Annotated in this window: 21 protein-coding genes and 1 pseudogene; 12 read left to right on the top strand and 10 right to left on the bottom strand. The window is 73.5% G+C overall.

What is annotated here, in order from left to right:
- Positions 1 to 22: 22 nt before the first annotated feature.
- Positions 23 to 1,039 (bottom strand): Gfo/Idh/MocA family protein, encoded by a 1,017-nt coding sequence (locus Saso_RS30715; RefSeq protein ID WP_189923313.1) that lies wholly within the window; start codon positions 1,037 to 1,039, stop codon positions 23 to 25.
- 129 nt (positions 1,040 to 1,168) lie between these two features.
- On the opposite strand from Saso_RS30715, the gene Saso_RS30710 reads away from it, so the two are divergent.
- The 6 genes from Saso_RS30710 to Saso_RS30685 all read left to right on the top strand — a co-directional run bounded on the left by Saso_RS30710 (position 1,169) and on the right by Saso_RS30685 (position 11,648).
- The gene (locus Saso_RS30710; RefSeq protein ID WP_189923409.1) at positions 1,169 to 1,906 is read left to right on the top strand and encodes a GntR family transcriptional regulator; all 738 of its coding nucleotides are present in this window, start codon (positions 1,169 to 1,171) and stop codon (positions 1,904 to 1,906) included.
- Between the two features lie 172 nt (positions 1,907 to 2,078).
- The gene (locus Saso_RS30705) at positions 2,079 to 3,227 is read left to right on the top strand and encodes an ROK family glucokinase (RefSeq protein ID WP_189923315.1); all 1,149 of its coding nucleotides are present in this window, start codon (positions 2,079 to 2,081) and stop codon (positions 3,225 to 3,227) included.
- A 110-nt stretch (positions 3,228 to 3,337) separates the two neighbouring features.
- Positions 3,338 to 3,931: a sugar kinase gene (locus tag Saso_RS30700; RefSeq protein WP_189923317.1), complete on the top strand. Its 594-nt coding sequence runs from the start codon at positions 3,338 to 3,340 to the stop codon at positions 3,929 to 3,931.
- Positions 3,932 to 4,070: 139 nt separating this feature from the next.
- Positions 4,071 to 6,914, top strand: coding sequence for a DEAD/DEAH box helicase (locus tag Saso_RS30695; RefSeq protein ID WP_372442513.1), 2,844 nt, complete (start codon positions 4,071 to 4,073; stop codon positions 6,912 to 6,914).
- On the top strand, positions 6,914 to 9,253 hold the full coding sequence (locus Saso_RS30690) for an SWIM zinc finger family protein (RefSeq protein ID WP_189923319.1): 2,340 nt from the start codon (positions 6,914 to 6,916) through the stop codon (positions 9,251 to 9,253). Before Saso_RS30695 ends, Saso_RS30690 begins: the two co-directional genes overlap by 1 nt.
- 1,603 nt (positions 9,254 to 10,856) lie before the next feature.
- Positions 10,857 to 11,648 (top strand): COG4705 family protein, encoded by a 792-nt coding sequence (locus tag Saso_RS30685; RefSeq protein WP_061915592.1) that lies wholly within the window; start codon positions 10,857 to 10,859, stop codon positions 11,646 to 11,648.
- Between the two features lie 28 nt (positions 11,649 to 11,676).
- On the opposite strand, the pseudogene Saso_RS30680 reads toward Saso_RS30685, so the two are convergent.
- The 5 genes and pseudogenes from Saso_RS30680 to Saso_RS30660 all read right to left on the bottom strand — a co-directional run.
- Positions 11,677 to 12,387 (bottom strand): annotated as a pseudogene (locus Saso_RS30680) (sensor histidine kinase); the annotation flags it as partial.
- Between the two features lies 1 nt (position 12,388).
- The gene (locus Saso_RS30675; protein ID WP_061915595.1) at positions 12,389 to 13,051 is read right to left on the bottom strand and encodes a response regulator transcription factor; all 663 of its coding nucleotides are present in this window, start codon (positions 13,049 to 13,051) and stop codon (positions 12,389 to 12,391) included.
- Entirely contained in the window at positions 13,005 to 13,835 is an 831-nt protein-coding gene (locus Saso_RS30670; protein ID WP_061915599.1) for a phosphatase PAP2 family protein, read from the bottom strand. Before Saso_RS30670 ends, Saso_RS30675 begins: the two co-directional genes overlap by 47 nt.
- Positions 13,832 to 14,437: a phosphatase PAP2 family protein gene (locus tag Saso_RS30665; protein WP_061915602.1), complete on the bottom strand. Its 606-nt coding sequence runs from the start codon at positions 14,435 to 14,437 to the stop codon at positions 13,832 to 13,834. The genes Saso_RS30670 and Saso_RS30665 overlap by 4 nt, the downstream gene beginning before the upstream one ends.
- The gene (locus Saso_RS30660) at positions 14,434 to 15,102 is read right to left on the bottom strand and encodes a DedA family protein (protein WP_189923320.1); all 669 of its coding nucleotides are present in this window, start codon (positions 15,100 to 15,102) and stop codon (positions 14,434 to 14,436) included. Before Saso_RS30660 ends, Saso_RS30665 begins: the two co-directional genes overlap by 4 nt.
- 135 nt (positions 15,103 to 15,237) lie before the next feature.
- Here Saso_RS30660 and Saso_RS30655 point away from each other — a divergent pair, with 135 nt between their 5' ends.
- The 6 genes from Saso_RS30655 (at position 15,238) to Saso_RS30630 (ending at position 21,225) form a co-directional block, all read left to right on the top strand.
- Positions 15,238 to 15,609, top strand: coding sequence for a BlaI/MecI/CopY family transcriptional regulator (locus Saso_RS30655; protein ID WP_189923322.1), 372 nt, complete (start codon positions 15,238 to 15,240; stop codon positions 15,607 to 15,609).
- Positions 15,606 to 16,535, top strand: a complete 930-nt coding sequence (locus Saso_RS30650) for a M48 family metalloprotease (protein ID WP_189923324.1) — start codon at positions 15,606 to 15,608, stop codon at positions 16,533 to 16,535. The genes Saso_RS30655 and Saso_RS30650 overlap by 4 nt, the downstream gene beginning before the upstream one ends.
- A gap of 942 nt (positions 16,536 to 17,477) precedes the next feature.
- Positions 17,478 to 18,416, top strand: coding sequence for an ABC transporter ATP-binding protein (locus tag Saso_RS30645; protein WP_061915615.1), 939 nt, complete (start codon positions 17,478 to 17,480; stop codon positions 18,414 to 18,416).
- Entirely contained in the window at positions 18,413 to 19,252 is an 840-nt protein-coding gene (locus tag Saso_RS30640; RefSeq protein WP_061915619.1) for an ABC transporter permease, read from the top strand. Before Saso_RS30645 ends, Saso_RS30640 begins: the two co-directional genes overlap by 4 nt.
- A 27-nt stretch (positions 19,253 to 19,279) precedes the next feature.
- On the top strand, positions 19,280 to 20,560 hold the full coding sequence (locus Saso_RS30635; RefSeq protein WP_061915622.1) for a sensor histidine kinase: 1,281 nt from the start codon (positions 19,280 to 19,282) through the stop codon (positions 20,558 to 20,560).
- Positions 20,557 to 21,225 carry a response regulator gene (locus Saso_RS30630; RefSeq protein ID WP_061915624.1) on the top strand — a complete coding sequence of 223 codons (669 nt, stop codon included), beginning with the start codon at positions 20,557 to 20,559 and terminating at the stop codon, positions 21,223 to 21,225. The genes Saso_RS30635 and Saso_RS30630 overlap by 4 nt, the downstream gene beginning before the upstream one ends.
- 63 nt (positions 21,226 to 21,288) lie before the next feature.
- Here Saso_RS30630 and Saso_RS30625 read toward each other — a convergent pair whose 3' ends face one another.
- The 4 genes from Saso_RS30625 to Saso_RS30610 are packed head-to-tail and all read right to left on the bottom strand — an operon-like array spanning position 21,289 to position 26,125.
- On the bottom strand, positions 21,289 to 22,017 hold the full coding sequence (locus tag Saso_RS30625) for a response regulator transcription factor (RefSeq protein ID WP_061915627.1): 729 nt from the start codon (positions 22,015 to 22,017) through the stop codon (positions 21,289 to 21,291).
- Between the two features lie 52 nt (positions 22,018 to 22,069).
- Entirely contained in the window at positions 22,070 to 24,712 is a 2,643-nt protein-coding gene (locus tag Saso_RS30620) for an FtsX-like permease family protein (protein WP_189923326.1), read from the bottom strand.
- Positions 24,709 to 25,398 (bottom strand): ABC transporter ATP-binding protein, encoded by a 690-nt coding sequence (locus Saso_RS30615; protein WP_061915633.1) that lies wholly within the window; start codon positions 25,396 to 25,398, stop codon positions 24,709 to 24,711. Before Saso_RS30615 ends, Saso_RS30620 begins: the two co-directional genes overlap by 4 nt.
- Positions 25,385 to 26,125: an ABC transporter ATP-binding protein gene (locus Saso_RS30610; protein ID WP_061915636.1), complete on the bottom strand. Its 741-nt coding sequence runs from the start codon at positions 26,123 to 26,125 to the stop codon at positions 25,385 to 25,387. Before Saso_RS30610 ends, Saso_RS30615 begins: the two co-directional genes overlap by 14 nt.

The raw sequence follows: 26,125 nt of genomic DNA, 5'->3' as shown, positions 1-26,125 counted from the left end.
CGCCCGGACGGGGCGGTCGTGGTCAGGCCGTTGCGTCCGTCGCCGGGATCTCCGAGAGCCGGACCGCCCTGCGGTCCCGGCGCGACACCTCGCACGCCTCGGCGATCCGCAGGGCCTGAAGGGCCTCGCGGCCGTCACAGGGGTTGGCCCGTTCGCCCCGCACCACGTCCACGAAGGCGTTGAGCTCGGCCTCGTAGGCGGGCTCGAACCGCTCCAGGAACCCCGTCCACGGTTTGTCCGCGGCCGGGGGACCGGTCGGCTCGGTGGACGCGATCGGCGTGCGGTCGTCCAGACCGACGACGATCTGGTCCAGCTCCCCGGCCAGCTCCATGCGCACGTCGTAGCCCGCCCCGTTCAGCCGGGTCGCCGTGGCCGTGGCCAGGGTGCCGTCGTCGAGGGTGAGGACCGCGGCCGCCGTGTCGACGTCCCCCGCCGCACGGAACATCGCGGGCCCGGCGTCCGAGCCGGCCGCGTAGACCTCCATCACCTCGCGCCCGGTCACCCAGCGCAGACAGTCGAAGTCGTGCAGGAGGGCGTCCCGGTAGATCCCGCCGGAAACCGGCAGCCAGTCGGCCGGCGGCGGAGACTGGTCGGACGTCAGCGCCCGCACGGTGTGCAGCCGCCCCAGCCGTCCCGAGCGCACCGCCTCCCGCGCCCCGGTGTACCCCGCGTCGAAGCGGCGCTGGAAGCCCATGTGAAGGATCGTTCCGGCGCTCTCGACCTCGGCTATCGCCTGCAAGGTGCCCGCCAGATCCAGGGCGATCGGCTTCTCGCAGAAGACCGGGAGCCCCGAGCGTGCTGCCCGACCGATCAGTTCGGCGTGGGCCGACGTCGCCGTCGTGATCACCACCGCGTCGACGCCCCAGCGGAAGATCTCGTCCACCCCCGGGGCGGCGGTCTCGCCGAGCCGGTACGCCAGCTCCTGGGCCCGCGCGTGATCCGCGTCCGTCAGGATGAGGGATCCGACCTCGCGGTGACGGCTGAGTGTGTTCGCATGAATGGTGCCTATGCGGCCCGTCCCGATGACCCCGATGCGCATGAAACAAAAGTGACGTCGCAGGCCGCGCGCTGTCAATGCGCATGTCCGGACAACCGAACTGCACAACTTCCCGTCAACCGGCCACGGAGCTACGCTCGGCCCGTGCCGAAACCAGAGGTGGACCCGACCGTGCAGCTCGAACTCCGTGTGGACCGAAGCTCGCCGGTGCCGTTGTACTTCCAGCTGGCCCAGCAGCTGGAGGCGGCCATCGAGCACGGATCGCTCACTCCCGGCAGCCTGCTGGGCAACGAGATCGAACTCGCGGCACGGCTCGGCCTGTCCCGGCCCACCGTGCGCCAGGCGATCCAGTCGCTCGTCGACAAGGGCCTCCTGGTGCGCCGCCGGGGCGTCGGTACGCAGGTCGTGCACAGCCAGGTCAAACGCCCGCTCGAACTCAGCAGCCTCTACGACGACCTGGAGGCCGCGGGACAGCGTCCGGCGACGACGGTCCTGGTCAACACCGTGGTCCCGGCGTCGGCCGAGGTCGCGGCGGCCCTCGCGGTGGCGGAGGGCAGTGACGTCCACCGGGTCGAGCGGCTGCGGCTGGCGCACGGGGAGCCGATGGCGTACCTGTGCAACCACATCCCCTCCGGCCTGCTGGACCTCGACAGCGCGCAGCTCCAGGCCACCGGTCTGTACCGCCTGATGAGGGCCGCCGGGATCACCCTGCACAGCGCGCGCCAGTCCATCGGCGCCCGCGCCGCCACCGCCGCGGAGGCCGAGCGGCTCGCCGAGGAGGAGGGCGCGCCCCTGCTCACCATGCAGCGCACCACCTACGACGACACCGGCCGCGCGGTCGAGTACGGCGACCACATCTACCGGCCGACCCGCTACTCCTTCGAGTTCCAGCTGCTCGTCCGCCCCTGACCGACCGGAGCCGGTCGGGTCGTATTGTCCGGACAAGGTGACCGCATGTCCGGACAACGCCGACGACGGGCGTTCCGCCCCCGGGAGGGGCCTCGCGACGGGTGTGCGAAGGGCGCCCCCGTTGTTCGCCCGGCTCGGCACCCGGCGGGAGGGTGAGGCAGAATCGGCGACGATGAGCACCTACGGCAACTTCACGGCCCCCATCGGCTCCCGCCGCGCCACCGCACTGCGCACCGTGGGCACGAGGGAGCGCAGGTCGCACCTCACCGCACCCCGGGTGCCCACGGTCGGCATCGACATCGGCGGCACCAAGGTGATGGCGGGGGTCGTCGACGCCGACGGCAACATCCTGGAGAAACTGCGCACCGAGACGCCGGACAAGTCCAAGAGCCCCAAGGTCGTCGAGGACACCATCGTCGAGCTGGTCCTCGACCTGTCCGACCGCCACGACGTGCACGCCGTGGGCATCGGCGCGGCCGGCTGGGTCGACGCCGACCGCAACCGCGTGCTGTTCGCGCCGCACCTGTCCTGGCGCAACGAGCCGCTGCGCGACCGCCTCTCCGGCCGCCTGTCGGTCCCCGTCCTGGTGGACAACGACGCCAACACCGCCGCCTGGGCCGAGTGGCGCTTCGGCGCGGGACGCGGCGAGGACCACCTCGTCATGATCACCCTCGGCACCGGCATCGGCGGCGCGATCCTGGAGGACGGCCAGGTCAAGCGCGGCAAGTACGGCGTCGCCGGCGAGTTCGGCCACATGCAGGCGGTACCCGGCGGCCACCGCTGCCCGTGCGGGAACCGCGGCTGCTGGGAGCAGTACAGCTCGGGCAACGCGCTCGTGCGGGAGGCCCGCGAACTGGCCGCCGCCGACTCCCCGGTCGCGTACGGCATCATCGAGCACGTCAAGGGCAACATCGGCGACATCACCGGGCCCATGATCACCGAGCTGGCCCGCGAGGGCGACGCGATGTGCATCGAGCTGCTCCAGGACATCGGCCAGTGGCTCGGGGTCGGCATCGCCAACCTGGCGGCCGCCCTCGACCCGTCCTGCTTCGTGATCGGCGGCGGTGTCTCGGCCGCCGACGACCTCCTCATCAGCCCCGCGCGGGACGCCTTCAAGCGTCAGCTCACCGGCCGCGGCTACCGTCCCGAGGCCCGTATCGTGCGGGCCCAGCTCGGCCCCGAGGCCGGTATGGTCGGCGCCGCCGACCTGGCCCGGCTGGTCGCCCGCCGCTTCCGCCGCGCCAAGCGCCGCCGCGTGGAGCGCTTCGAGCGCTTCGAACGGTTCACGGAGGCCGCCCGCCGCACCCAGGACACCGCGTGAGCCCCGCACCACCCGGCACGACCCAGGACACCGCGTGAGCCCCGCACCACCCGGCACGACCCAGGACACCGCATGACCACCGCACCGCCCCGCACCACCCGGGACACCGCATGACCGCACCGCTGCCCCGCCAGGCCGCGTCCCCCGACGAGCCGCCCCGCCCGCCCGAGGACCGCCGGCACGTCGTCCGGCGCAGGGCCCTCACCCTGCTGATCATCGTGCTGCTCATCGGTGTCCCGGCCGGCTACCTGGTGATCTCCGCCAACCAGAGCCGCGACAGCGGCAAGGACAAGGAGGCCAAGTACTCGGCCACCGGTCTCACCGAGGGCTGGCCGTCCAAGGTCCAGCGCCGCCTGTACCAGGTGCCTATCCCGCACCCGTCGAACCAGGTCGCCTACTACGAGACGAACAACTGGAAGACCAGCCGTCTCTACGCGCAGTTCCAGACCACCCAGGTCGGCCTCGACCAGTTCCTCGCGGAGATCGGCGTCACCCGGGCCGAGCTGAAGAAGGGCGACATCACCATCAGCGCCCGCGACCAGGAGATCACCGGCTGGAAGTTCACGGGCGCCGGCTCGCGGCCCGGCGACGACTTCGGCATCGTCCACGAGCAGAAGCGGCCCATGCCGACGCTGGACATCGTGGTGAACACCGGCAACGCGATCTACCCCTTCGTCTACGTCGTCTCGCGCACGGTCCCCTGACCGGACCCCGCCGCTGCTCGGCCCGCCCGCGGCCGCGCGAACTGTCGGCCCGGGCAGGCCTGCGGGACCGATTGTCAGACCCCGCCCGTAGAGTCGAAGACGACTGATCCGGCAGACGGGCGGGAGGTGGACACAAGGCATGGGCGTCATGACCGAGGGCGCGGTCGAGGCCGGGCCCGCAGCCGTTCCCGTACGACTCGCGGCCCTGTTCCTGCCCGCCCCGCTCCCGCGCGAGGGGCGGGTCGCCTTCTGGGACCCGGCGGACGGCACCCTGCCCGCCGCGGCCGACGCGCAGCGCACGGAACTGACCGTCGTCCGGCGCCACGGGTCGTCCATCCGCCGGGCGCAGGTGCCCGCCCTCTCCCTCCCGCTCGACCGGGCGCTCCCGCTGCTCGTGCGGGCCCGCCGCGACCCCGCCGCCCACCCCGCGACCGCCTGCTGGGGCGCGGCCGCGCTGCACGCCCTGCGGCTCACCGCACGGGGCCGCCTGCTGCCCGGCCTGACACCCGCCGGACACGACGCCTGGCGGGCCGGCCCCCTGGACCCGGAGGACGTCGCCCACCTGCGCGCGGTCGCCGCCGCACTCCCGTACGAGGGACACGCCGTGCCGCTCCCCGGCTCCGGAGCGCTGCGGCTGCCCCGGCCCGAGGCCCTGATGCGGGCCTTCCTGGACGCCGTGGCGGACACCCTGCCCCGCACCCCGGCCGCGCCCCACGCCTGCGGTAGGCCCTTCGCGGACCGCCGCCCCCAGCGGCTGCCCGGCGCGCACGACTGGGCCGCCGAGGTCGCCGCGGGGATGGACGCGGGCGTCCGGGTCTCGCTCCGCCTCGACCTCTCCGCGTACGACATGTTCGACCGGGTCGACGACGGCGAGGGGACGCGCCGCGCGGGCGCGGCCGTCGTCCAGGTGCACAGCCTCGCCGACCCCACCCTGATGACCGACGCGGCGGCCCTGTGGGCGGGTGAGGCGGACGCGTCCTTCGGGCCGCGCGCCCGCGTGGACGCCGCCCTCGCCGTCCGGCGCGCGGCCCGCGTCTGGCCGCCGCTCGCCCGGCTCGCCGAACGGGACACGCCGGACGTCCTGGCCCTGTCCGAGGACGAACTGGGCGAGCTGCTCGGCGTCGCGGCCACCCGGCTCGCGGCCGCCGGGGTCGCCGTGCACTGGCCGAGGGACCTGGCGCAGGACCTCAGCGCGGCCGCGGTGGTGCGGCCCGCGCCCGGTTCCGCGACCGACGGCACGGGCTTCTTCGAGAGCGAGGAACTGCTCCGGTTCCGCTGGCAGCTGGCGCTCGGCGGCGAGCCGCTCAGCGAGGCCGAGATGGACACCCTGGCGGAGGCCCACCGCCCGGTGGTCCGGCTCCGCGACCAGTGGGTCCTCGTCGACCCGGCGCTCGTCCGCAAGGCCCGCAAACGGGAGCTGGGTCTGCTGGACCCCGTCGACGCCCTGGCCGTCGCCCTGAGCGGCACCGCGGAGGTCGACGGCGAGAGCGTCGAGGCCGTTCCCGTCGGCGCCCTGGCCACCTTGCGGGACCGCCTCACCACCGGCGTGCACCCCGCGCAGCCCCCCGCGGGACTGCACGCGACCCTGCGCGACTACCAGCTGCGCGGCCTGGCCTGGCTGGACCTCATGACCTCCCTCGGCCTCGGCGGCTGCCTCGCCGACGACATGGGCCTCGGCAAGACGATCACCGTCATCGCGCTGCACCTGAAGCGGGCCCGCCCCGAACCGACCCTGGTGGTCTGCCCGGCCTCCCTCCTCGGCAACTGGCAGCGCGAGATCGAGCGCTTCGCGCCCGGCGTCCCCGTCCGCCGCTTCCACGGCCCCGACCGCACCCTGGCGGACCTGCGCGGCGGCTTCGTCCTCACCACGTACGGCACCATGCGCTCGGCGGCGCCGTCCCTGGCCGGACAGGCCTGGGGGATGGTCGTCGCGGACGAGGTCCAGCACGTGAAGAACCCCTTCTCCGCCACGGCCAAGGCCCTGCGCACCATCCCGACCCCCGCGCGCGTGGCGCTGACGGGCACCCCGGTCGAGAACAACCTCTCCGAACTCTGGGCCCTGCTCGACTGGACGACACCCGGACTCCTCGGCCCCCTGAAGTCCTTCCGCGCCCGGCACGCGCGCGCCGTCGAGAACGGCGAGGACGAGCAGGCGGTGGAGCGCCTGGCCAGGCTGGTGCGCCCGTTCCTCCTGCGCCGCAAGAAGTCCGACCCCGGCATCGTGCCCGAGCTGCCGCCCAAGACCGAGACCGACCGTCCGGTGCCCCTCACCCGTGAACAGGCGGCCCTGTACGAGGCGGTGGTGCGGGAGTCGCTGCTCGCCATCGAGACGGCGGACGGCATCGCCCGCCGCGGGCTGGTGCTGAAGCTCCTGGGCGCGCTCAAGCAGATCTGCGACCACCCGGCCCTCTACCTCAAGGAGGAGGCCGCGTCCGTCGGGGACTCCCTGGCCGCCCGCTCCGGCAAACTCACCCTGCTCGACGAGCTGCTGGACACGGTTCTCGCCGAGGACGGCTCGGCCCTCGTCTTCACCCAGTACGTCGGCATGGCACGCCTGATCACCGCCCACCTCGCCGCCCGCGCGGTCCCCGTCGACCTGCTGCACGGCGGTACGCCGGTACCCGAGCGGGAGCGGATGGTCGACCGCTTCCAGGAGGGCGCGACACCCGTGCTCGTCCTCTCCCTGAAGGCCGCCGGGACCGGACTCAACCTCACCCGCGCGGGCCATGTCGTGCACTTCGACCGCTGGTGGAACCCGGCGGTGGAGGAACAGGCGACCGACCGTGCCTACCGCATCGGCCAGACCCAGCCCGTCCAGGTGCACCGGCTCATCACCGAGGGCACGGTCGAGGACCGCATCGCCGAGATGCTCCACGCGAAGCGCGCCCTGGCCGACGCGATCCTCGGCTCCGGCGAGTCCGCCCTCACCGAACTCACGGACCGCGAACTGTCCGACCTGGTCCGGCTCCGGAGGGAGGCGTGATGGACGGGACCGAGGACGACGGCACCCCCGTTGCGCCCGACACCGCTCGGGAGACGGACACCGGCCCCGCCGCCGAGGCCCGCCGGGCACTGCGCGCGGCCCGGGAAGGCGCCCAGGAACCGCAGCCGTCCGTGGCTCCGTCTCCCGAGCCTCCGCAGCGGCGGGGCGATCCCGCCGCGGCTCCCGCGCCCGTGTCCTCGCCCGCCTCCCGTCCCGCGGACGCGGCCCGCGCCGCTCTGCGCCGCCCGGCCTCCGCACCCCCGGCGGACACCGCTCCCAGGCGGCAGCCCGGGTCCGTCACGGGGCCCGGGGCCGTACCTGAGCCCGGGTTCGTACCGGAGCCGGGGTCCGTGCCGGAAACCGTGGCCACGGCGGGCGTCGGCGCCCCCGGGGATCCCCTCGCCGGGGAGCCGGCCGCGGGCGCTCCCGCCGACCCGGCGGCCGCGGCCGCCGACTCCGTGCGGGCTTCCGCGCAGCCGGGGGGCACCCCGCAGGGGGACGATCCGGGAAGCACCCCGTCAGGGGAGACCACCGCCGACGGCGCACGGTCCGAGGACGCCGCATCGGCGGACGCCGGGACCCGGTCCGCCCAGGCGTCCCCGCCGCCGAGGCCCGGGGACGCGGCCCGCGAGGCACTGCGTGCGGCACGCGCGGAGGCCCGGCAGGAGGCGGAGGCCCGGCAGGCCGCTGCCGGAGGCCGGCTCCGGACGGGCCGCAGGACGGCGGAGGATGCCCGGCGTCCCCGAACCGACGTACGTCCGGCCGAAGTCCGGCGGCCCGACCGCACCCGCGATCCCGTCGCCGACGGGCGGGCGCGCGCCGTACGGGAGATGCTCGCGGGCGCCTTCCGCATGCCGCCGGAGGACCCGGCCGAGCCCGACGCGGTCACCGGCGGCGGGGCCGTGTCCCAGGAGACCGCCCCCGACGCCGTCGCCGACGGGACGGCCCTCGGCGCTGTGACGGTGCCCGCGGCGCCCTCCGGCGACCGGCTCCCACCGGAACCCGCACCCGAACCCGCACCCCGCACCGAGCCGTCCGACGCCCTTCGGGGCGCTCCGGAGCCCGCTCACTCGCCCCGCTCCATGGGCGCCCCCGCGCGCGACGGTGATCACCGGCGTACGTTCCCGGCGTTCCCGCCCCGCGCGGACGGGCCGTTCGCCGGCACCTGGTGGGGCAACGCCTGGGTGACCGCGCTCGAGGAGGGCGCCCTCGACCTGAAGCGCCTGGCCCGCGGACGCGGCTACGCGGAGCGCGGGAGCGTGGACGCGATCACGGTGACCCCCGGGCTCGTCCTGGCGTACGTGCAGGGCAGCCGTCCGCGTCCCTACCGTGTGCAGGTGCGGCTGCGCACGCTGGGCGACGCGGACTGGGAGCGGTTCCTGGAGGCGGCCGTCGAGCGGCCCGGCCACATCGCCGCGCTGCTCGACAAGGAGATGCCCGAGTCCCTCGCCGACTGCGGGGTGCCGCTGCTGCCGGGGCCCGGCGATCTGGAGCCGCAGTGCAGCTGCCCCGACCGAGGACACCCCTGCAAGCACGCGGCGGCCCTGTGCTACCAGACCGCGCGGCTGCTCGACGCCGACCCGTTCGTGCTGCTCCTGCTGCGCGGCCGGGGCGAACGCGAGGTGCTGGACGCGCTGTCCCGCCGTAACGCCACCCGGGCGGCCCGTGCCGCGCAGCAGCAGGACCCGGAGCCCCTGCCGGGCGTGCGGGCGGCCGAGGCCCTGGCCGCACGCACGCTCCCGCCGCTGCCCGCGCCGCTGCCGGTGCCGCCGCATCCGGAGCAGCCCCCGGCCTATCCCTCCGCGCCCGACGGCCCCGACTCCTTCGCACTGGACCACCTCGCGACCGACGCGGCCGCCCGTGCGCACGCCCTGCTGGCCACCGGCCACGACGAGATCGGCGAACTCGACCTGTGGCGGGACGCCGTCCGGCTCGCCGCGTCCCGCCCCGGTTCCGGGCTCACCGTCTCCACCCGGGCCCTCTACGCCGCGCTCGCCGCCGCCGTCGGGCGCACCCCTTCCGATCTGGCCCGGGCCGTGGCCGCGTGGCGGCAGGGCGGGCCGGAGGGGCTCACCGTCCTGGAGGAGACCTGGGATCCGCCCGCCGGGCGCTTCGACCGGGCCCGGCCCCTCCTCCTCGCCGCCGACCTCCCCGCGTTCCGGCCGCGCCGCAACCACCTGACCCACCCCCGGGGCCATGTCCAACTCCGCTTCGGACAGGACGGGTTGTGGTACGCGTACGAATCGGAACCCGGGCAGGACGACTGGTGGCCGCGCGGCACACCCGACCCGGACCCGGTCGGCGCCCTCACCGGCCTCGGTACGGCGGACGACCTCTGACCACCGGCGCGAACGCGCCCTGCTCCCGCGTTCCGCAGGCCCCTGGTGCCTCGCCCCCCGTACCCGTGCGCGCGGTGTGACGTCCGGCCGCCGTCACGGGAGGACACCTCCGCCCTGACCTGTCGTGAGCTGTGCGGAACGGTGCCCACCGACCCCCCGTCGCCCGCGCGGCCGTGGGAGATGAGAGGGTCTGACGGGTGAGCGAGACACCACCGAACACCCTGCAATACCGCTTCGACGGGCCGGAAGAGGCTCCCGTCCTGATCCTGGCTCCCTCACTGGGTACCACCTGGCACAGGTTGTAAAGACCGTCCAGGGACGTCTACACCAGTCCGGCGCGGGCGGGAAATTGCAGGTCATAGCGTTTTGGTCCGGGACGGTCTGCCCAGTTGGTGATTGCGGTGTGACACGAGAGTGATACGGCGAGGCCCCACCGAGGCCCGTCGTGGCGGGGTCGCTGCGCGGATCCGTGAGACGGCGAAGCCACACCGGAGCACTCGGGTGCGGCTCCTCTGTCGAGATCGAACGCGCTGGCTGCGCGCGATGCGGTCGGTGATTCGTACGATCCGCGTGCCTGTGACTCTCTCGGGTGTCTGATTCGCGATCGCACCCGCTCATCCGTCCGTACGAGGGGTGCGGCCCCTCCCAGTGCGACCGGGTCGGTGAGTGCGGGAGGCCGGATCGGCTGGCTGGCCACCGGCAGTTGAACTGGGATGGCTTCACTCCAGTCTGCAGCGCGCGGCAGGCGACGAGCCTAGCTACGTTCGGCTTTATGCGCTTCGCGTTTCTCCCAAGTTTCGACGAATGGGAGTGGCGCGCGCCTGGTCGATGAGTTGTTTACTCGGGTGCCCGGTCAGGAGATCGTGTTGTCTGCGTGGGACCGGGAACTGTACGAAGTGTGGCTCAAGCTCGGATTTGCTCACGTCCCTGAACCCGGTGCAATTCAGGGGATGCGGATACTGCGGTGACATGGTGCGCTGGCCGGTAGCTGCTTCGATCTGAAGGATTAGGCATCGTCCGCCCGCTCTCATCGCGGACCGGCAAGGCCGGGGAATTCCCCCGCGGATCACGTTGGGCACAGGCGGTCCAGACTGCACGTGATTGCTGGCCTCCATTAGCCGCAGTCACGCACTGATTGACGGCAGACAAAGGCACTGCTCGGCTTGCCGTGACGTCGGGTCTTGCCTGCGCAGCCAGCGCCAGCACGTGGAACCGGTGGGCCTGGCGCCGGCGTGCGATCTCGCCGGTGACCAACCGCGGCGGCTGCATCGGTCTGCCAGAGGCGACGCTGCACAACACCGGCGACACCGTGCTTGCCCTCGTCCAGCGGCGTTCAGACGCACCTAGACGGACTCGAACGCGTGACGGGATCGATGTCCGGCCGTTGGGTCGGCCAACTGTCGCGTCATGCTTTGCAGCGGTCATGCCGATGCCGGGAGACAGTCAGTATCACTGGCCGCGCGCTGCTGACCAGTGCATCTGCGTCTGTGTTCAGGTCGCGTTCAGGTCCGGCGGAGCCTTGGGCAACTCCCGTACCGGAAGCGCCAAAACTCTGGCAAAGGGGTCTGGGGCGAGCGCCGGGCACCGTGTCATGGTGCCTGCCATGTCGACTGATCACCTCACTCACAACCGGCCCGCGGGCCACATCCGTCACGCGGCGAGCAAGGTGCCGGAGGTGACCGTCTACTTCTGGATCATCAAGGTGCTGACCACCGGGATGGGCGAGACGGCGTCCGACTTCCTGGCCCACCTGCTCGGCCCGGTCCCCGCCGTGGGCCTCGGCGGCGTCGCCCTGGTGGCCGCTCTGGCGGTGCAGTTCGCCGTTCGTCGGTACGTGGCCTGGGTCTACTGGACGGCGATCGTCATGGTCAGCGTGTTCGGCACGATGGCCGCCGACGTCCTGCATGTCGGCCTCGCCGTGCCGTACACGTTCTCGACCCCATTCTTCCTGGCCGCGCTGGCCGTCGTCTTCGTCCTCTGGTACCGCAGCGAGCGCACCCTGTCCATCCACAGCGTCCACACCCGGCGCCGCGAGAGCTTCTACTGGGCCGCCGTGCTGGCCACGTTTGCGCTGGGCACCGCCGCGGGCGACCTCACCGCCTCGATCGGCCTCGGTTACCTGGGTTCCGCGGTCCTGTACGCCGCCGCGATCGCCGTCCCGGCTGTCGCTCACCGGTGGGGGAGCATGAACGCGGTCGCCGCGTTCTGGGCGGCGTACGTCATCACCCGCCCGCTCGGTGCCTCGGTCGCCGACTGGATGGCCCTGGGCCACGGCCGGGGCGGGCTCGCGCTGGGCCTGGGGCCGGTCACGCTGTCCTGGACGGTGGCGATCCTCGGCTTCGTCGGCTACCTGGCCGTCTCCCGCAAGGACGTCCAGCGCGACATCGCACCGTGATGTCCGGGTGGCGTTGACCGCGGCACGGTCACCCGGCAGGCACGCCCACCACGAACCGTGCCCCGGGAGTGTGTCCGCGGTCGTACGTCACCTCGCCGTCGGCGAAGCGGGCCAGACGTCGTGCCAGCGGCAGACCCAGGCCCACTCCGCCGTGTCCGTCACCGGGATCCGTGCGCCGGCCGGGCTCGAAGAGCTGTCCGGCGAACGGGGGCGGTACGCCGGGGCCGTCGTCGATGACATCGATGCGCACGCCGTCGGGTGCGCGGTGGGCGCGAACGGCGATGTGTGAGCGGGCGTAACGGCAGGCGTTGGACAGGAACGGGCTGACGATGCGTTCGAGGAGGGCGGGTGGGACTCCGGCCTTCAGTGGCGGGCCGTCGGCGGCAACCGTCAAGTGGGATGGCATGCCGAGGACTTCGGTGAGGCGTCGCAGCGTGGGGAGGACCTCGGTGGTGCCGGGAGCGGTGAGTGTGCCGCCGCGGGCGTCGTCGAGGAGGGTGTCGCAGATGGTGCGCATGGTCTGGGCGGCTTCCGCGATTACCTTGTGGGTGGCGTGGGTCTCGGCGGTGCGGGGATGGGTCTGCCACCAGTCGAGTTCGGCGATGATCCGGCTGAGGGGTGTGCGCAGCTCGTGCGAGAGTTCCCCGGTGAGGTGCCGCTCGTGGCGCAGGAGGGTGCGGATGCGGTCCAGTATGGCGTCCAGTGAGGTACCGAGGCGCGCTGATTCGGCCGGGTGCCGCTCATGACAGCCGGTGGCCGACCCCGCGTGCCGTGCCGATGGTCCGCTCGCTGCCTGCCGCGCGCAGCTTTCGGCGCAGGCGGGTCAGATACTGGTCGAGGGTGTTCTCGTGGACCTGGGCACCCTCGGGCCAAGCCGCCCGGACCAGTTCGCGGCGGCACACGATGCCGCCGGATGCAGCCATGAGCGCCGCCAGGAGACGGAACTCGATCGGTGTCAGGTCGACCCCGATGCCTCGGACGCTGACCACGTGCCGGACTGCGTCCAGCGCCAGGTCGCCCGCAGTGACGGCATGCGGTGGTGCGGCCCGTTTGAGGGCTGCCCGCAGGCGGGCCGCGAGTTCGGTGAGGTGGAAGGGCTTGGGCAGGTAGTCGTCGCCTCCAGCCGAGAACCCTGACAGCCGGTCGCTCAGCCGGTGGTGGGCGGTCAGGAAGATGACGGGGGAGAGGAACCCGTTCGCGCGCATGGCCGTGCACACCTCCCGTCCGTCGGCATCGGGCAGCCCGATGTCGAGCACGGTCGCGGAGATGTCGGCGGTGGCAAGTCGCAGGGCGGTGGCGCCGTCCGGTGCGGGCACGGGGTCGAAGCCCTCGGCGCGCAGTCCGCGCATCAGCACGTCACGCAGGGCGTGATCGTCCTCGACGACCAGGATCGTCCGGCGCATGGTCCTCCCTCTGCTCTCGTGGGACGTCCATGTGTTCCGGTGTCGCGTGCGTCCGGCCCCCTGCTGTGCCGGCCGTCGGTTCTGCCGTGCCGCGCGCCGAGTCCGCCTCCGTGTCCGTGTCCGTGTCTGTCGTGCCGAGGGCCCATCGGCCGGGAAGCCAGCGGGCCACAGCGCTCAGATACAGGCCGAGCCACCCGAGGGCGAACAGCCAGCCGCCGACGACGTCGGTGAACCAGTGCACTCCGAGGTAGACGCGGGTCAGCCCGACCAGCGCGCCCCAGCCGCCGATGACCAGGGTGAGTACAGTCCTGCCACGCGGGCCGCGTATGCGGATGGCGATGATCAGCAGCCCCGCGGTGAGGGCCGCGGTGGTGGTGTGACCGGACGGGAACGCCCATCCCGAGGCATGCGTCGCCCAGTCCGTCAGGGGTGGCCGCGGCCGGGTGACAAGTGCCATCACCGCGTACCGCAGCGCCTGGCCCGCCCCAAGGCAGCCCAGACAGAGCGCCACGGCGAGCCCGCGCTGCCGTGGGGTGCGCCCCGCGATGAGCGCGGCCAGCACCGCCAGCGCGTACGGGATGACACCGGTCCCGGTGTCGGTCAGCCCGCGGGCGAGCGCCACCGCCACGTCGGGCCGGTGGCCGACGGACCACGAGAGCAAGTCGGCGTCCGCGAACAGCGGTGTGCCGTCGTGGCCCACCACGACCATGGTCAGCACGCCGAAGGCCGTCCACGCTCCGAGACCGCAGCTGCCGGCCAGTTCGGCGACCTCGCCGCGCTTCACGACACCACCAGCAGTGGACGCAGACGGGTGGCCGCGAGCCGCAGGGCTGCGGCCTCCGCACGCCTGCGCAGTGCCGACATGACGAGGAAGGCGGCGAGCGCGCCCACCACGACCCCTGCCAGCACGTCGTGGGGATAGTGCGCGCCCACCCAGACACGCGAGGCGGCCATCGCGCAGGCGGCCACGACGGCGACCGCACCGAGTCGGCGGGAGACGAACAGCAGGGCGACGGCCGCCGCGGCGGCGATGGCCGCGTGGTTGCTGGGGAAGGACCAGTCGCCGGGCGCCGGACACGCCTCCAGTGTGGTCACCCGCAGGCTCTGGCAGGGCCGGTCCTCGCGCACCAGCAGCTTCAGCACCGCGTCCACCCCGAAGGCCACGACCACGACGAACGGCACGGCGAGTGCGGTCACGGACGCGGTGGCGCCCACACGCCGGGCGTGCCACCAGCCGACGGCCATGAGCACCGCGAACAGGGCGAGACCGTACGTCGACCAGGCCGACACCGTGTCGTCCAGCCAGACGGGGGAGTGCCGGGCGAGGTTCACCACGTCGGTGTAGGCCGGGCCGTCGACCGGCGAGCCGTCAAGTGCGATGATCATCCGCGTGCCTCCTTCGCCTTCGCGTCCCGGCGCGAGCGGTACACCTCGGAGGCGACCGGAATCAGCGACAGGCCCACGATCACCGCGACCATCGGCAGCAGATAGCGGTCCACGTTCGGCACGGAGGAACCCAGCGCGTAGCCCGCCAGGGTGAGCCCCAGGCTCCACACCAGACCGCCGGTCACCTGCCAGACGGTGAACGTCCGCACCGGCACCCGCAGGGCGCCCGCCATCGGGTTCAGGACCGTGCGCACCACCGGAACGAAGCGGGCCAGGATGATCGCCTTCGCGTACCCGTAGCGTTCCAGCAGCTCCTCCGCGCGTCTCGCCCCCTCGTGCAGGCGGGCTGAGCGGCTTCGGGCGAGCAGGGTGCCGCCCGCTCGACGGCCCAGGAGGTACCCGCACTGCGAGCCGGCCAGCGCTCCCACCGCCGCGGCGACCAGGAGCGGGGCGAGCGACAGCCTCAGGCCGCTCCCGGCGGTGCCGGTGCACAGCAGGCCGGCCGTGAACAGCAGGGAATCGCCCGGGAGGAAGAAGCCGATCAGGAGCCCGGTCTCGGCGAACAGCACCACGCCCACGCCCAGCACGCCGAACGCGGACAGCAGCGACCGCGCGTCGAGCACATTGACGGCGAGCTGCGACGATAGGTGTACGGCTGTGGTCATCGTCGGAGGCCCCTTCATCGTTCTTCCGGAGTGTCGGATGCGGCGAAACGCTGAAGCGAGGGCATCCGGCGACTGACTACAATCTTGTAGACGGTCTACTGAACTGTAGACGATGGGGGAGTGAGGGACGTTCCCATGACCGACGCGAGGGACGAGAGGCGGCCGGCAGGCGAGCTCGAGGCCGCCGTCATGGCCGCGCTGTGGGCCGCCGGGGCCCCGCTCACGCCAGGGCGGGTGCAGATCGAGCTCGGCTCCGGCCTGGCCCGGACGACGGTGGCGACGATACTGACCCGTCTGCACGAGAAGGGCGTCGTCGACCGGGAGCGGCAGGGCCGCGGCTACGCCTATTTCCCCGTGCAGGACGCGCCCGGCCTGACCGCCCGGCGCATGCACTCCGAACTCGACCGTGACACCGACCGGGAGACGGTCCTGGCCCGCTTCGTGGCCCAGCTCAGTCCCGGCGACGAGCAGCACCTGCGCCGGCTCCTGGAGGGTGAGGAGCGATGACCGCTCTGCTGCTCCTCCCGCTGATCCTGCCCTTCCTCGCGCCGACACTGGCCCGCCGAACCCTCGACCGACTGGCTCCCGCCACCGCGCTGTGGGTCCTCACCGCCTCTACCCTGGCGCTGGCGGGAGCCTGCGTCGCCGCTCTCGGTGCCCTCGTCCTGACCGGGCTGCTCAAAGTCCCCGCCTTCGCCGTCCTCGGTGAACTCGTCCACCCCCTGCGGACCCCTTCGGACTACGTCGTCCTCCCCGCCGCCATGGCGGCCACGGGGGTGCTCAGCCTCGGCGTCTGGACTCTCGCACGCTCGGCCTTCCGGCAGACCCGCGCCTTCCAGACCGCCCGCAGGCAGGCCGACCGCCGTCCCGCCGCAGGTGATCTGTGCGTGATCGAATCGCCCGATCCGGACGCGTACGCCCTGCCCGGACGGCCCCATCGCATCGTCGTCACCACCGCCATGCTGCGCACTCTGGGACCTGCCGAGCGTGAGGCCCTTTTCGCCCATGAGCGCGCCCACAACCGGGCCGGGCACCACTACTTCCTGGCCGCCGCCGAACTCGCCGCCCACTGCCACCCCGCCCTGCGCGCCACCCGCGCCACCATCCGGTTCGCCGCCGAGCGGGCCGCCGACGAGGCCGCCGCGGAGGTCACCGGGGACCGGCGCCTGATCGCCACGGCCATCGCCCGCGCCGCCCTCGCCGGAAACGCCTCTGCCTCCACCCGACCGGACTTCGCGCCCGCGGCGACGACCGGACCGGTGCCGCAACGCGTCGCGGCGCTCCTCGCGCCCGCCCGGACCCGCCCGCGCACCACCCGCCGTACCGCGTTCCTTCTCGTGGCCTGCACGGTCCTGTCCGTCGCCGCCGGAGCGGCAGGCGTCGTCGACTTCCACCACGAGGTCGAGGTCGCCCAGGGTGAGGAGGCTCCCTGACCGGTTCGGCCCCGGAGGCCCACCGCCGGAGACGGGATCGGCCCGCCGCGTGATCATTCGCGGGCGAGGACCAGCTCCAGCAGCCGGAGCAGGTCGCCGGTCGCGTCGGCGGCGCCCAGTGCAGTGAGGGCGCCAAGCGCCAAAACGGTCCCCGCCCTGCGGCCACAGGTGTGGAGGTGGGGTGGCCTTGAGGGCGACTATACGGCGGGAGACCGCGCGGCCGGTGGAGCCGAATCCGTGCGGTGGCGCCGGGCGGCCGGCCCGCGAGCGCTGCCCGGGCGAGGGCGCGGGCGGTCGACGCGCGGTCCGTGACCGCCGCTTCTGCATGGAGTATCTCCTTGCCGGCGGCGCCACCGTACTGCTTCCCACCCCGAGTGGTCCGGGCTTGCCGGGGTGCCGGCAGCCGCGGCCCTGTCGGCGGTCTTCGGCTACCGGCCGCTGGCGGCCTGGCTGCCACTGTTCCCCGGCCTGCTGGTGCCGGGGCCAGTGATCCGCCGCTCCGTCCTGTGATGCCGGCTGATGCCAACGGAATCCGAGGCTGCACGGCGCCCTGCCGGCCGCCGTGCCGTCCTGCGGCGCCTGGCGAGCGGTGCCCCCGCGCGAGTGCGGGCCCTCTGGTCCCGCCTCCCCCGCCGCACGTCATGACGAGCGCCTTCCCTGGGGCCCCTGTGCCACGCGGGTACTGGCCGACGCCGCGTCGGACGGCGAGGCCCCTGGTCGAGAAAGGGCCCGGTGCGCCGCAGGCGCTGGGAGGGCGCCCGCTGTGACGGCTGTGGGGCCGGCGAACACGGAAGCAGCGCAAGTGGCCACGTAGTACCGCGGTACTACGCGCCCGCCGCGGTTCAGCCTCCCGGTACCACCGGATCCGGGTGATTCGGCACCTAGCGTTGCCGGTGAGGCGTCCGAAGTGACGGACGCCGGAGCCCGACAGGGAGAACGCGAATGATCGACGCACGGCGGTTGACCAAGAGGTACGGCGAGAAGACGGCCGTCGACGGGCTGGACTTCGTGGTGAAGCCCGGCACGGTGACCGGCTTCCTGGGGCCCAACGGCGCGGGTAAATCCACGACCATGCGCATGATCGTCGGCCTTGACGCGCCGACCAGCGGTTCCGTCACCGTCAACGGCCACCACTACGCCCGCCACCAGGCTCCGCTGCAGGAGGTCGGCGCCCTCCTGGAGGCCAAGTCGATTCACCCGGGCCGCTCGGCGTACAACCACCTCAAAGCGCTCGCGCTCACCCACGGCATTCCCGGCAGCCGGGTCGACGAGGTCATCGGCCTCGCCGGGCTCGACAGCGTGGCGAAGAAGCGGGCCGGCGCTTTCTCCCTGGGGATGGGCCAGCGGCTGGGCATCGCGGCCGCGCTGCTGGGCGACCCGCAGACGGTGATGCTCGATGAGCCGGTCAACGGGCTGGACCCGGAAGGGGTGCTCTGGATCCGCAACCTCCTGAAACGACTCGCCGACGAGGGTCGGACGGTGTTCGTGTCATCCCATCTGATGAGCGAGATGGCCCTGGTGGCGGACCACCTGATCATCGTGGGGCGCGGGCGGCTGCTGGCCGACACGACCGTGGCAGACCTGATCCGCGAGGCCGGCGGCGACACGGTGAAGGTCGTCACCCAGGACCCGGCCCGGCTGCGAGACGTACTCGCCGGGCCGGACGTCGACATCACCGGCCGGATCGGCTCCGAGGAGCTCCAGGTGACCGGGCTGACCGCCCGCGAGATCGGGTTGAAGGCCGCCGAGCACGGGATCGCGCTGTTCGAGCTGAGCGCGCGGAGCGTGTCACTGGAGGAGGCGTTCATGGACCTGACCAGGGATGCCGTGGAGTACCACGGCTCCACGACCGGCATCGACACCCTCGGGAGGCCCGCATGAGCACCCTCACCGCGACCGCGGAGGAACCCAGGACCACTCCCGCCCGCCCCGCCTACCGGGTGACCGGACGGCGCGTGCTCGCCTCCGAGTGGGCCAAGCTGTGGTCCCTGCGCTCGACCTGGATCACCCTGGGCCTCGGCCTGCTCTTCCTGGTGGCCTTCGGCCTGATCTCCGCGAGCCGCTACAAGTCGGGGATCGGCTCCGGCCACATGGACCGGGACTTCGCCGATTCGACGGCCGTCAGCCTGTCCCTCTTCGGCACGAACTTCGCCGAGCTTGCCCTCGGCGTGCTCGGCGTGCTGGTCACGGCGGGCGAGTACTCGACCGGCATGATCCGTTCCACGCTCGCGGCGGTGCCCCGCCGGCTGCCCGTGCTGTGGTCCAAGGCTGCTGTCTTCGGACTGGTCGCCCTGGTCGTGGGGACGGTGGGTGGATTCGTCGCCTTCCTGTTCGGCAGTGGAATCGTCTCGGGCACGCCCGCGGCCATGAGCCTCTCGCACGCCGGCGTACTGCGGAGTCTGCTGGGCGCCGGGCTCTACCTCGGCCTCGTCGGAGTGATCGGAACCGCGCTGGGCGCGCTGCTGCGGTCGGTGGCCGGTGGGATCTCGGTGCTGGTCGCCGCCCTGATGCTGATCCCGGGGCTGATCTCCCTGCTGCCGAGTTCCTGGCGGGACGACATAAGCCCCTATCTGCCGTCCAACGCGGGTGAGTCGATGTTCGCGCTGACCCACGACTCGACGACCCTGTCGCCGGGCGCCGGGCTGATGGTCTTCCTGTGCTGGACGGCGCTGGCGCTGGGCGGCGCGGCGTACCGGCTCGCGCGCACCGACGTCTGACGCCCGCACCATGGACAGGTGACGTCCGTGACCAACGATGACATCAGCGGGATGGGACCGCTGGTCGCCCGGCTGTCCCGGGGTGGCCAGCGGTTGCGGCAGGCCGACCGGACACATCCGTGGGTGCTGGACACCGCGGTCCTGATCGTGGTCTTCCTGATGTTCTGCCTGCCCGACCTGCTGCGCGGCGGTGTGGACGACGGCGACGGACCACGCCGCTTCCGGCTCGCCTTCACCGAGCTGCCCGTCGCGGGAATGCTGGCACTGCAGGCAGGACTGGTGCTGCCCCTGCTGTGGCGGCGACGCAGGCCGATGGCGGCCTTCGGCGTCATCGCCGCGGTGTTCGTCCTCCAATGGTCCCTGGGCGCGGCGCTGCGCGCTGACGTCGCCCTCTTCATTGCCCTGTACAGCCTGGCCCTGCACGGTCGGCTGCGGCAGCTGCCGTGGGCCGGTGCGGTGATGGCCGGGGCCATGCTGCTGGTCGCCGTCCGCGCGTCCTCGGCCGTGTCCGTCTGGGACGCGCTGTTCTTCCTGCTGAGCACGGCGACCGCGGCCCTCGCGCTCGGCCTCGTGGTACGAATCCGCCGGGCCCAGCTCGCAGGACTGCGGGACCGGGCGGCCCGGCTGGAGATCGAGCGCGACCAGCGCAGCAGACTCGCGGCCGCCACCGAACGCACCCGGGTAGCGCGCGAGATGCACGACATCGTCGGCCACAACCTGTCCGTCATCATCACGCTCGCCGACGCCGGCGCCTACGCCACCGACATCGCACCCGAACGGGGCAAGGAGGCCCTGCGGCTCATCGGCGACACCGGCCGGCAGGCCCTCGGCGAGCTGCGGCGCGTGCTCGGCGTACTGCGCGAGACCGGGGACGGCCCGGCCGGCGGGCCCGAGCTCAGCCCGCAGCCCGGCATCGCGGACGTCGGCGCCCTGTGCGCCACGGTGCGCGCCGCTGGACTGGAGGTCGTCTACCGGACCTCCGGCGACGCCGAGGCCCTGGACGACGGGGTCCAGCTGACGGTGTACCGCATCGTCCAGGAAGCCCTCACCAACACCATGAAGCACGCCGCCGACGACGCCCGGGCGCACCTGGCGGTCGCCGTGACGGACACCCGGCTGAGCATCCGGGTCCAGGACACCGGCCCGGCCGCACAGCCGGGACCGCCGAACGAGGAAGGGCACGGCCTGGTGGGCATGCGAGAAAGAGCCGCTCTGTACGGCGGCACCGTCAGCGCGGGACCCACGGACGACGGAGGGTGGAGCGTCGAAGCCGTCCTCGACCTCACGCCCCGGGGCGGTGACCGGTGACCACCGTCCTCATCGTGGACGACCAGCCGCTGCAACGCTACGGCTTCCACCTGCTCCTGGACTCCGTCCCCGAGACCGACGTCGTCGGGGAGGCCGCCCACGGCGCGGAGGCCGTCCGCAAGGCCGCCGAACTGCGCCCGGACGTCGTCCTCATGGACGTCCGCATGCCCGGCATGGACGGCATCGAGGCCACCCGCCGTATCGTCGCCGCCGGCGGCCGCTCACGCGTCCTTGTGCTCACGACGTTCGACCTCGACGAGTACGTCCACGCCGCGATCCGGGCCGGCGCCAGCGGCTTCCTCCTCAAGGACGCGCGCCCCGAGGAACTCCTCGCTGGCATCCGCGCGGTCGCCTCCGGTGACGCCGTGATCGCACCCGCCCTCACCCGCCGCCTCCTGGACGAGTACGCCCAGTACGTCCCCGCCCACCGGGGGAACGCCGCCGACGACCCGAGGCTCGGATCCCTCACCGACCGCGAACGGGAGATCCTCGTCGCCGTCGGCAAGGGCTGGACCAATGGCGAGATCGCCGCCCGGTTCGTGCTCTCCGAGTCCACCGTCAAGACCCACGTCGGCCGCGTCCTGGCCAAGATCGGAGCCCGCGACCGGATCCAGGCCGTGATCTTCGCCTACGACCACGGCCTCGCCCGGCCCAACGCCGACTGAACCCGATGAGCGGCGGCCGGGAAGACCGGCGGCCTGCTCGCTGCTGCCGCGCCGCGGGGCCCGTCAGAGTTCCAGGCGGTAGCCGTGCCCGCGCAAGGTGCTGATGCGGGGCAGGACGGTGGGGCGGACCGAGGCGTCGGCGGCCTGCGCGAGGCGGCGGCGCAGGCCGGCCATGGTGACATCGAGGGTCTTGGTGGAGCCGAACCAGTTCTCGTCCCAGACCTCGGCCATCAGGGTCTCCCGGGAGACGGCCTCCCCTGCGTGCCGGGCCAGGACGGCGAGCAGGTCGAACTCCTTGGGACGCAGGTCGATGTCCACGTCGAGCAGCGTGCAGCGGCGGGCCACGACGTCGAGGACGAGGTCGGCCAGCCGGACGGGTTCCTGCGGCGGCGAGGCGACGACCCGGCGGCGCAGATGGGCGCGGAGCCGGGCGAGCAGCACGGTCAGAGTGAAGGGCTTGACGAGGTAGTCGTCCGCCCCCGCGTCCAGCCCGGCGACTACGTCGATGTCGTCCGTGCGGGCTGTCAGGATGACGATCAGCAGGTCAGGGTGCCGGGCGCGCACGGCGCGCGCGACGTCCAGACCGTCCATGTCGGGCAGTCCCAGGTCGAGCAGCAGCACGTCGTACGGCGTCCGCGCGGCCTCGGTCAGCGCCGCGGAGCCCGTCCGGCTCCAGGTCGGTGCGTAGCCGTTGCCGCGCAGGCCGGTCTCCAGGTGGCGGCCGATGGTCTCGTCGTCCTCGACGATGAGGACGCGGTGACGGCTCGGGTCGGCGGTCGCGTGCGTACGCATGCTGGACAGCGTAGGAGCGGGCGACGCACGCGGCCCGTCCACTCCCGTCCGCTCACAGGTCACGCAGCTCCTCCACGGCGGGCCGGCCGGCGCTGCGGATGCCGTTCAGCGCGGCCGCCAGTACGGCGACGACGGCCGCGCCCGCGGTCAGGGCCAGGTAGCCGCCCGGCACCGACAGACTCGCGGGCGGCGGATCGAAGACACCCGTCAGGACCTTCACGAGCATCTCGGACAGGGCCCAGCCGATGAGGGCGCCGCCCGCCAGGCCACCGGCGGCCAGCAGCAGGGCCTCGGTGAGGACCATGCCGCGCAGTTGGCCGCTGCGAGCGCCCAGGACGGTGGCCACGGCGAAGGTACGGCGGCGCTCGGCGAGGCCCAGGGCGAGGACGAGCCCTCCCGCCCCGGCGGCCAGCAGCACCGCGAAGGCCAGCTCGATCCGGGTGAGTCCGGCCAGGTCGACGGAGGTCAGACTGGTGCCGACCGTGCCGCGCGTCTGCGTCAGGTCGGTGACCGTGGCGCCGGTGCCCAGCTGCTTGCGCAGATGCGCGGCGATCTGCTGCTGGTGGCTGCCGCCCGTGTCGAGCAGGAAGGCGCCGACCGCGTCGCTGCCGGTCGCCCTCGCGACGTACGCGGCGTTGGCGACGAAGAAGCTGTCCTTCGGCGCGGTCGGGAACTCCTTGACGATCCCGGCGTAGTGGAAGGGCACGGTGCGCAGCGTTTTCGTGCGGGCGTCCTGGATCCGGAGGTTGACGGTGTCGCCGGGGGAGAGCTGGAAGTCGTGCACGGTCTCCGCGCTGACCAGCAGGTTGTCGGGGCGCTGGGCGAGCCGGTGCATCAGCTGACCGGCCGTGCCGCCCGAGAAGTAGGCGTCCTGGAGCGAGGTCGCCTTCGCGACGGTGGCGGGCCGGACGCCGTAGAGGTCCTGGAGGTCGGAGCCGACGTAGGCGTAGCGGTGCTGGAGGGGCTCGACGTTCCGGACGCCGGAGACCTTCAGCGTGTCGGCCGCGCTCGCCCGGACCTGTGCGCCGGGCGGTTCGGTGACGGTGACGTCCGCGCCGTTGGTGAGGCGGGCGTCGACTTCGGACTGCTGACGGTAGGTGGAGTTGAAGACGGCCGTCGAGATCGCGAACGACACGGCGAGGGCGAGCAGTACCACGGAGCGGGCCAGCGGCCGCCGGCGGCGGGAGAGCACGGCCGCCGTGGTCGTGGCGAGGGTCGCGGTCAGCGGCCGGGCGAGGCGGGCCAGGGCCGGCCGGCCGTGGGCGAGGACCAGCAGGGTCAGCCGCCACAGCAGCAGGGCCGCGCCCAGCCACAACAGGGCCGGGCCGAGGAACGCCCAGTAGGAGACGGACACGCTGGGTACGCCCTCCGGGGCGAGGACGAGGGCGTACTGGTTGCCGGAGGAGGCGCGGAACACCAGCCAGGAGCCGGTCAGCAGCGCGAAGTCCAGGCCGTACCGCAGCCACCAGGGCGAACGCGACCCGCGCGGCTCCCGCCTGGTGTCGGCGACGGTCACCGTGCGCAGATCCCGCAGGGCGGGCACGAGCACGGCGGCGGCGGCCACGGCCACGCCGAGGACGAAGGCGACGGCGTACCAGAGGGCCCAGGTGCCCGCGCCCGCCCCGAAGGAGGCGGCCCCGAAGGCGAGGCGGCCGGTGAGCGCGGCAAGCCCGAGCCCCGCCAGGCCGCCGACGGCCCCGACCAGCGCGGCCTCCAGGCCCGCGAGCGCGGTGATCTGACGGGGACGTAGCCCGCGCAGCCGTAGCAGGCCCTGCTCCCGGCGACGCCGTTCGCCGCCGGCCGCTGCGACCGCCACCGTCAGGGCGGCGGCCAGGACGGCGCCGGGCACGCCGAGGAAGAGGAAGAGGATCTGGGCGTAGAGGGCGTCCTGGCGGGCGGAGTCGAGGGCCGCGCCCAGGTTGTTGCCGACGAGCGCGGAACCGGCCGACCTGGCCTCCAGGTGGTGTGCGGCACCGGTGACCGAGGTGAAGGCGGCGGCCGGGTCGGCCGGCAGTCTCGCGTCGCGGGCCACGTGGATCTGGGTGGTGACGTCGGTGGCTCCCCGGGTGAGGGAGGCGAACCGGGCGGCGGGCAGGAGGACGACGTTGTCCGGGGGAGCGGTCGGCTGGGACTGTGTTGGCGCGCCGACCTTCTGGAACAGGGAGTCGGCCTGGGGCAGGTCGACCACGCCGTCCACCCGCACCTGCCGCAGTCCGGCGCCGGGCAGCCGTACGCCGATGGTGTCGCCGGGGGCGGCGTGCAGGTTGGAGGCGGTCTGCTGGGCGAGCAGGACGCCGGTGCCGGAGCCGGAGAGCGTGCGCAGTTCGTCGGGGAACTGGCTGCGGTAGCCGGCCGGCAGGCCGAGCGCGACGCCGGGGCCGGTCGTCTGTGTGCTGCCTCCCACGGTGGCGGTGAAGCCGGTGGTGCGGGCGAAGCCGACGGGCAGCGCGGCCCGGGTGCCGCCGGCGGCCTGCACCAGCGACCGGACGGCGTTCGGGTCGGCGCCCGGCTGTACCTCGACCTGCCAGTCCACGGCGACCGAGCGGACCGCGCGCTGGGTCATGGTCGCCTTGGACGCGGTGAGGAAGGAGCCGAGCGCGGCGACCAGGGCGACGGCGAGGGCGATCCCGGCGACGGCGGCCAGGAGCCGTCCGATGCGGTGGCGGGCCAGTCCGGCCGCCCAGGCGGTGATCATGACAGGCTCCCTCGTGGGTCCGGCGCTGGTGCTGCTTCGAGGGCGAGCAGCCGGCCGTCGCGCATGTGCCGCCGAAGGGTGAGCCGGGCGGCGACGGCGGGGTCGTGGGTGGTGACGACGAGGGCCGCGCCCGTCCGGTCGGCCGCCGCGAGCAGGGCGTCCAGGACGCGGGCGCCGGTGGCGTGGTCGAGGCGGCCGGTGGGCTCGTCCGCGAGGATCAGCCGCGGCGCCTGCGCCAGCACCCGGGCCACAGCCACTCGCTGGGCCTGGCCGCCGGAGATCTCGTCGGGCAGCCGGTCGGCCAGCCCGGCCGCGCCGACCACGTCGAGCGCCTCGGCGACCGGACGGAGGGTGTCCTCCTGCGGACGTCCCGCCAGGACGAGCGGCAGCGCGGTGTTCTCCGTGACGTCGAGGGCGGGGATGAGGCTGTCGGCCTGGAAGACGAGGCCGATGTCCCGGGGGGCGTGGAGTCCGGGCCGGGTGATCGTGCCGCTGGTGGGGCGTTCGAGCCCGGCCAGCAGATGGAGCAGGGACGACTTCCCCGACCCGGACGGTCCCACGATCGCCAGCCGGTCGCCGGAGCGGACGTCCAGATCGGCGCCGTGCACCGCCACCACGGCGGTGTGGCCCCGGCCGAAGGTGAGCGCGACGCCCCGGCAGGAGACGAGCAGGTCAGCGGAGGACATGGCTGCTCTCCTTCGCCTGAGCGGTTCCCTCGTGTCCCTCGTGTCCCTCGCGGGCCCGCCCATCGTCCAGTGTGATCACTCGGTCGGCGCCCCGCACCGCTTCCGCGCTGTGCGTCACGATCAGCACCGCGCAACCGTCTGCCGCCCGGTCCCGCAGCATCCGCAGCACCAACTCCTCGGTCACGCCGTCGAGTTCGCCGGTCGGCTCGTCGGCCAGTAGCACGGCGGGGGAGTTGGCCAGCGCGACGGCGAGCCCGGCCCGGGCCAGCTCACCGCCGGACAGCTGCCGCGGCAGCGCGCCCGACCGCCGCCCGAGCCCCATCTGTTCCAGCAGCGCTGCGGCCCGCACGGCGGGACGGCCGCGCACCGCATGCTGGGCGAGTCGGATGTTGTCGCGCACGGTCAGATGCGGCAGTAGGTTATGGGACTGCAGGAGCACTCCCACATGGCGCGCGCGCAGCCGGGCGCGTTCGGTCTCGGGCCGGTGGCTGATGCGCACGCCCGCCACCCGGACCTCGCCGCCCGACGGCTCGTCGAGCCCGGCCAGGCACGCCAGCAGGGTCGACTTGCCCGCCCCTGACGGGCCGACGACGGCGACCGTCTCCCCCCGCCGTACCCGCAGTGACACTCCGCGCAGCGCGAGCGTCTCCTCCTCGCCGGCCCGGTAGAAGCGGTAGAGCTCCCGGGCGGCCAGCACCACGTCGTCGTCGGACGGTCCGGCGGGCAT

Origin of the sequence: Streptomyces asoensis, assembly GCF_016860545.1 — a bacterium.
Classification (GTDB): Bacteria; Actinomycetota; Actinomycetes; order Streptomycetales; family Streptomycetaceae; genus Streptomyces; species Streptomyces asoensis.
This window is presented reverse-complemented; position numbering and strand designations above follow the sequence as displayed.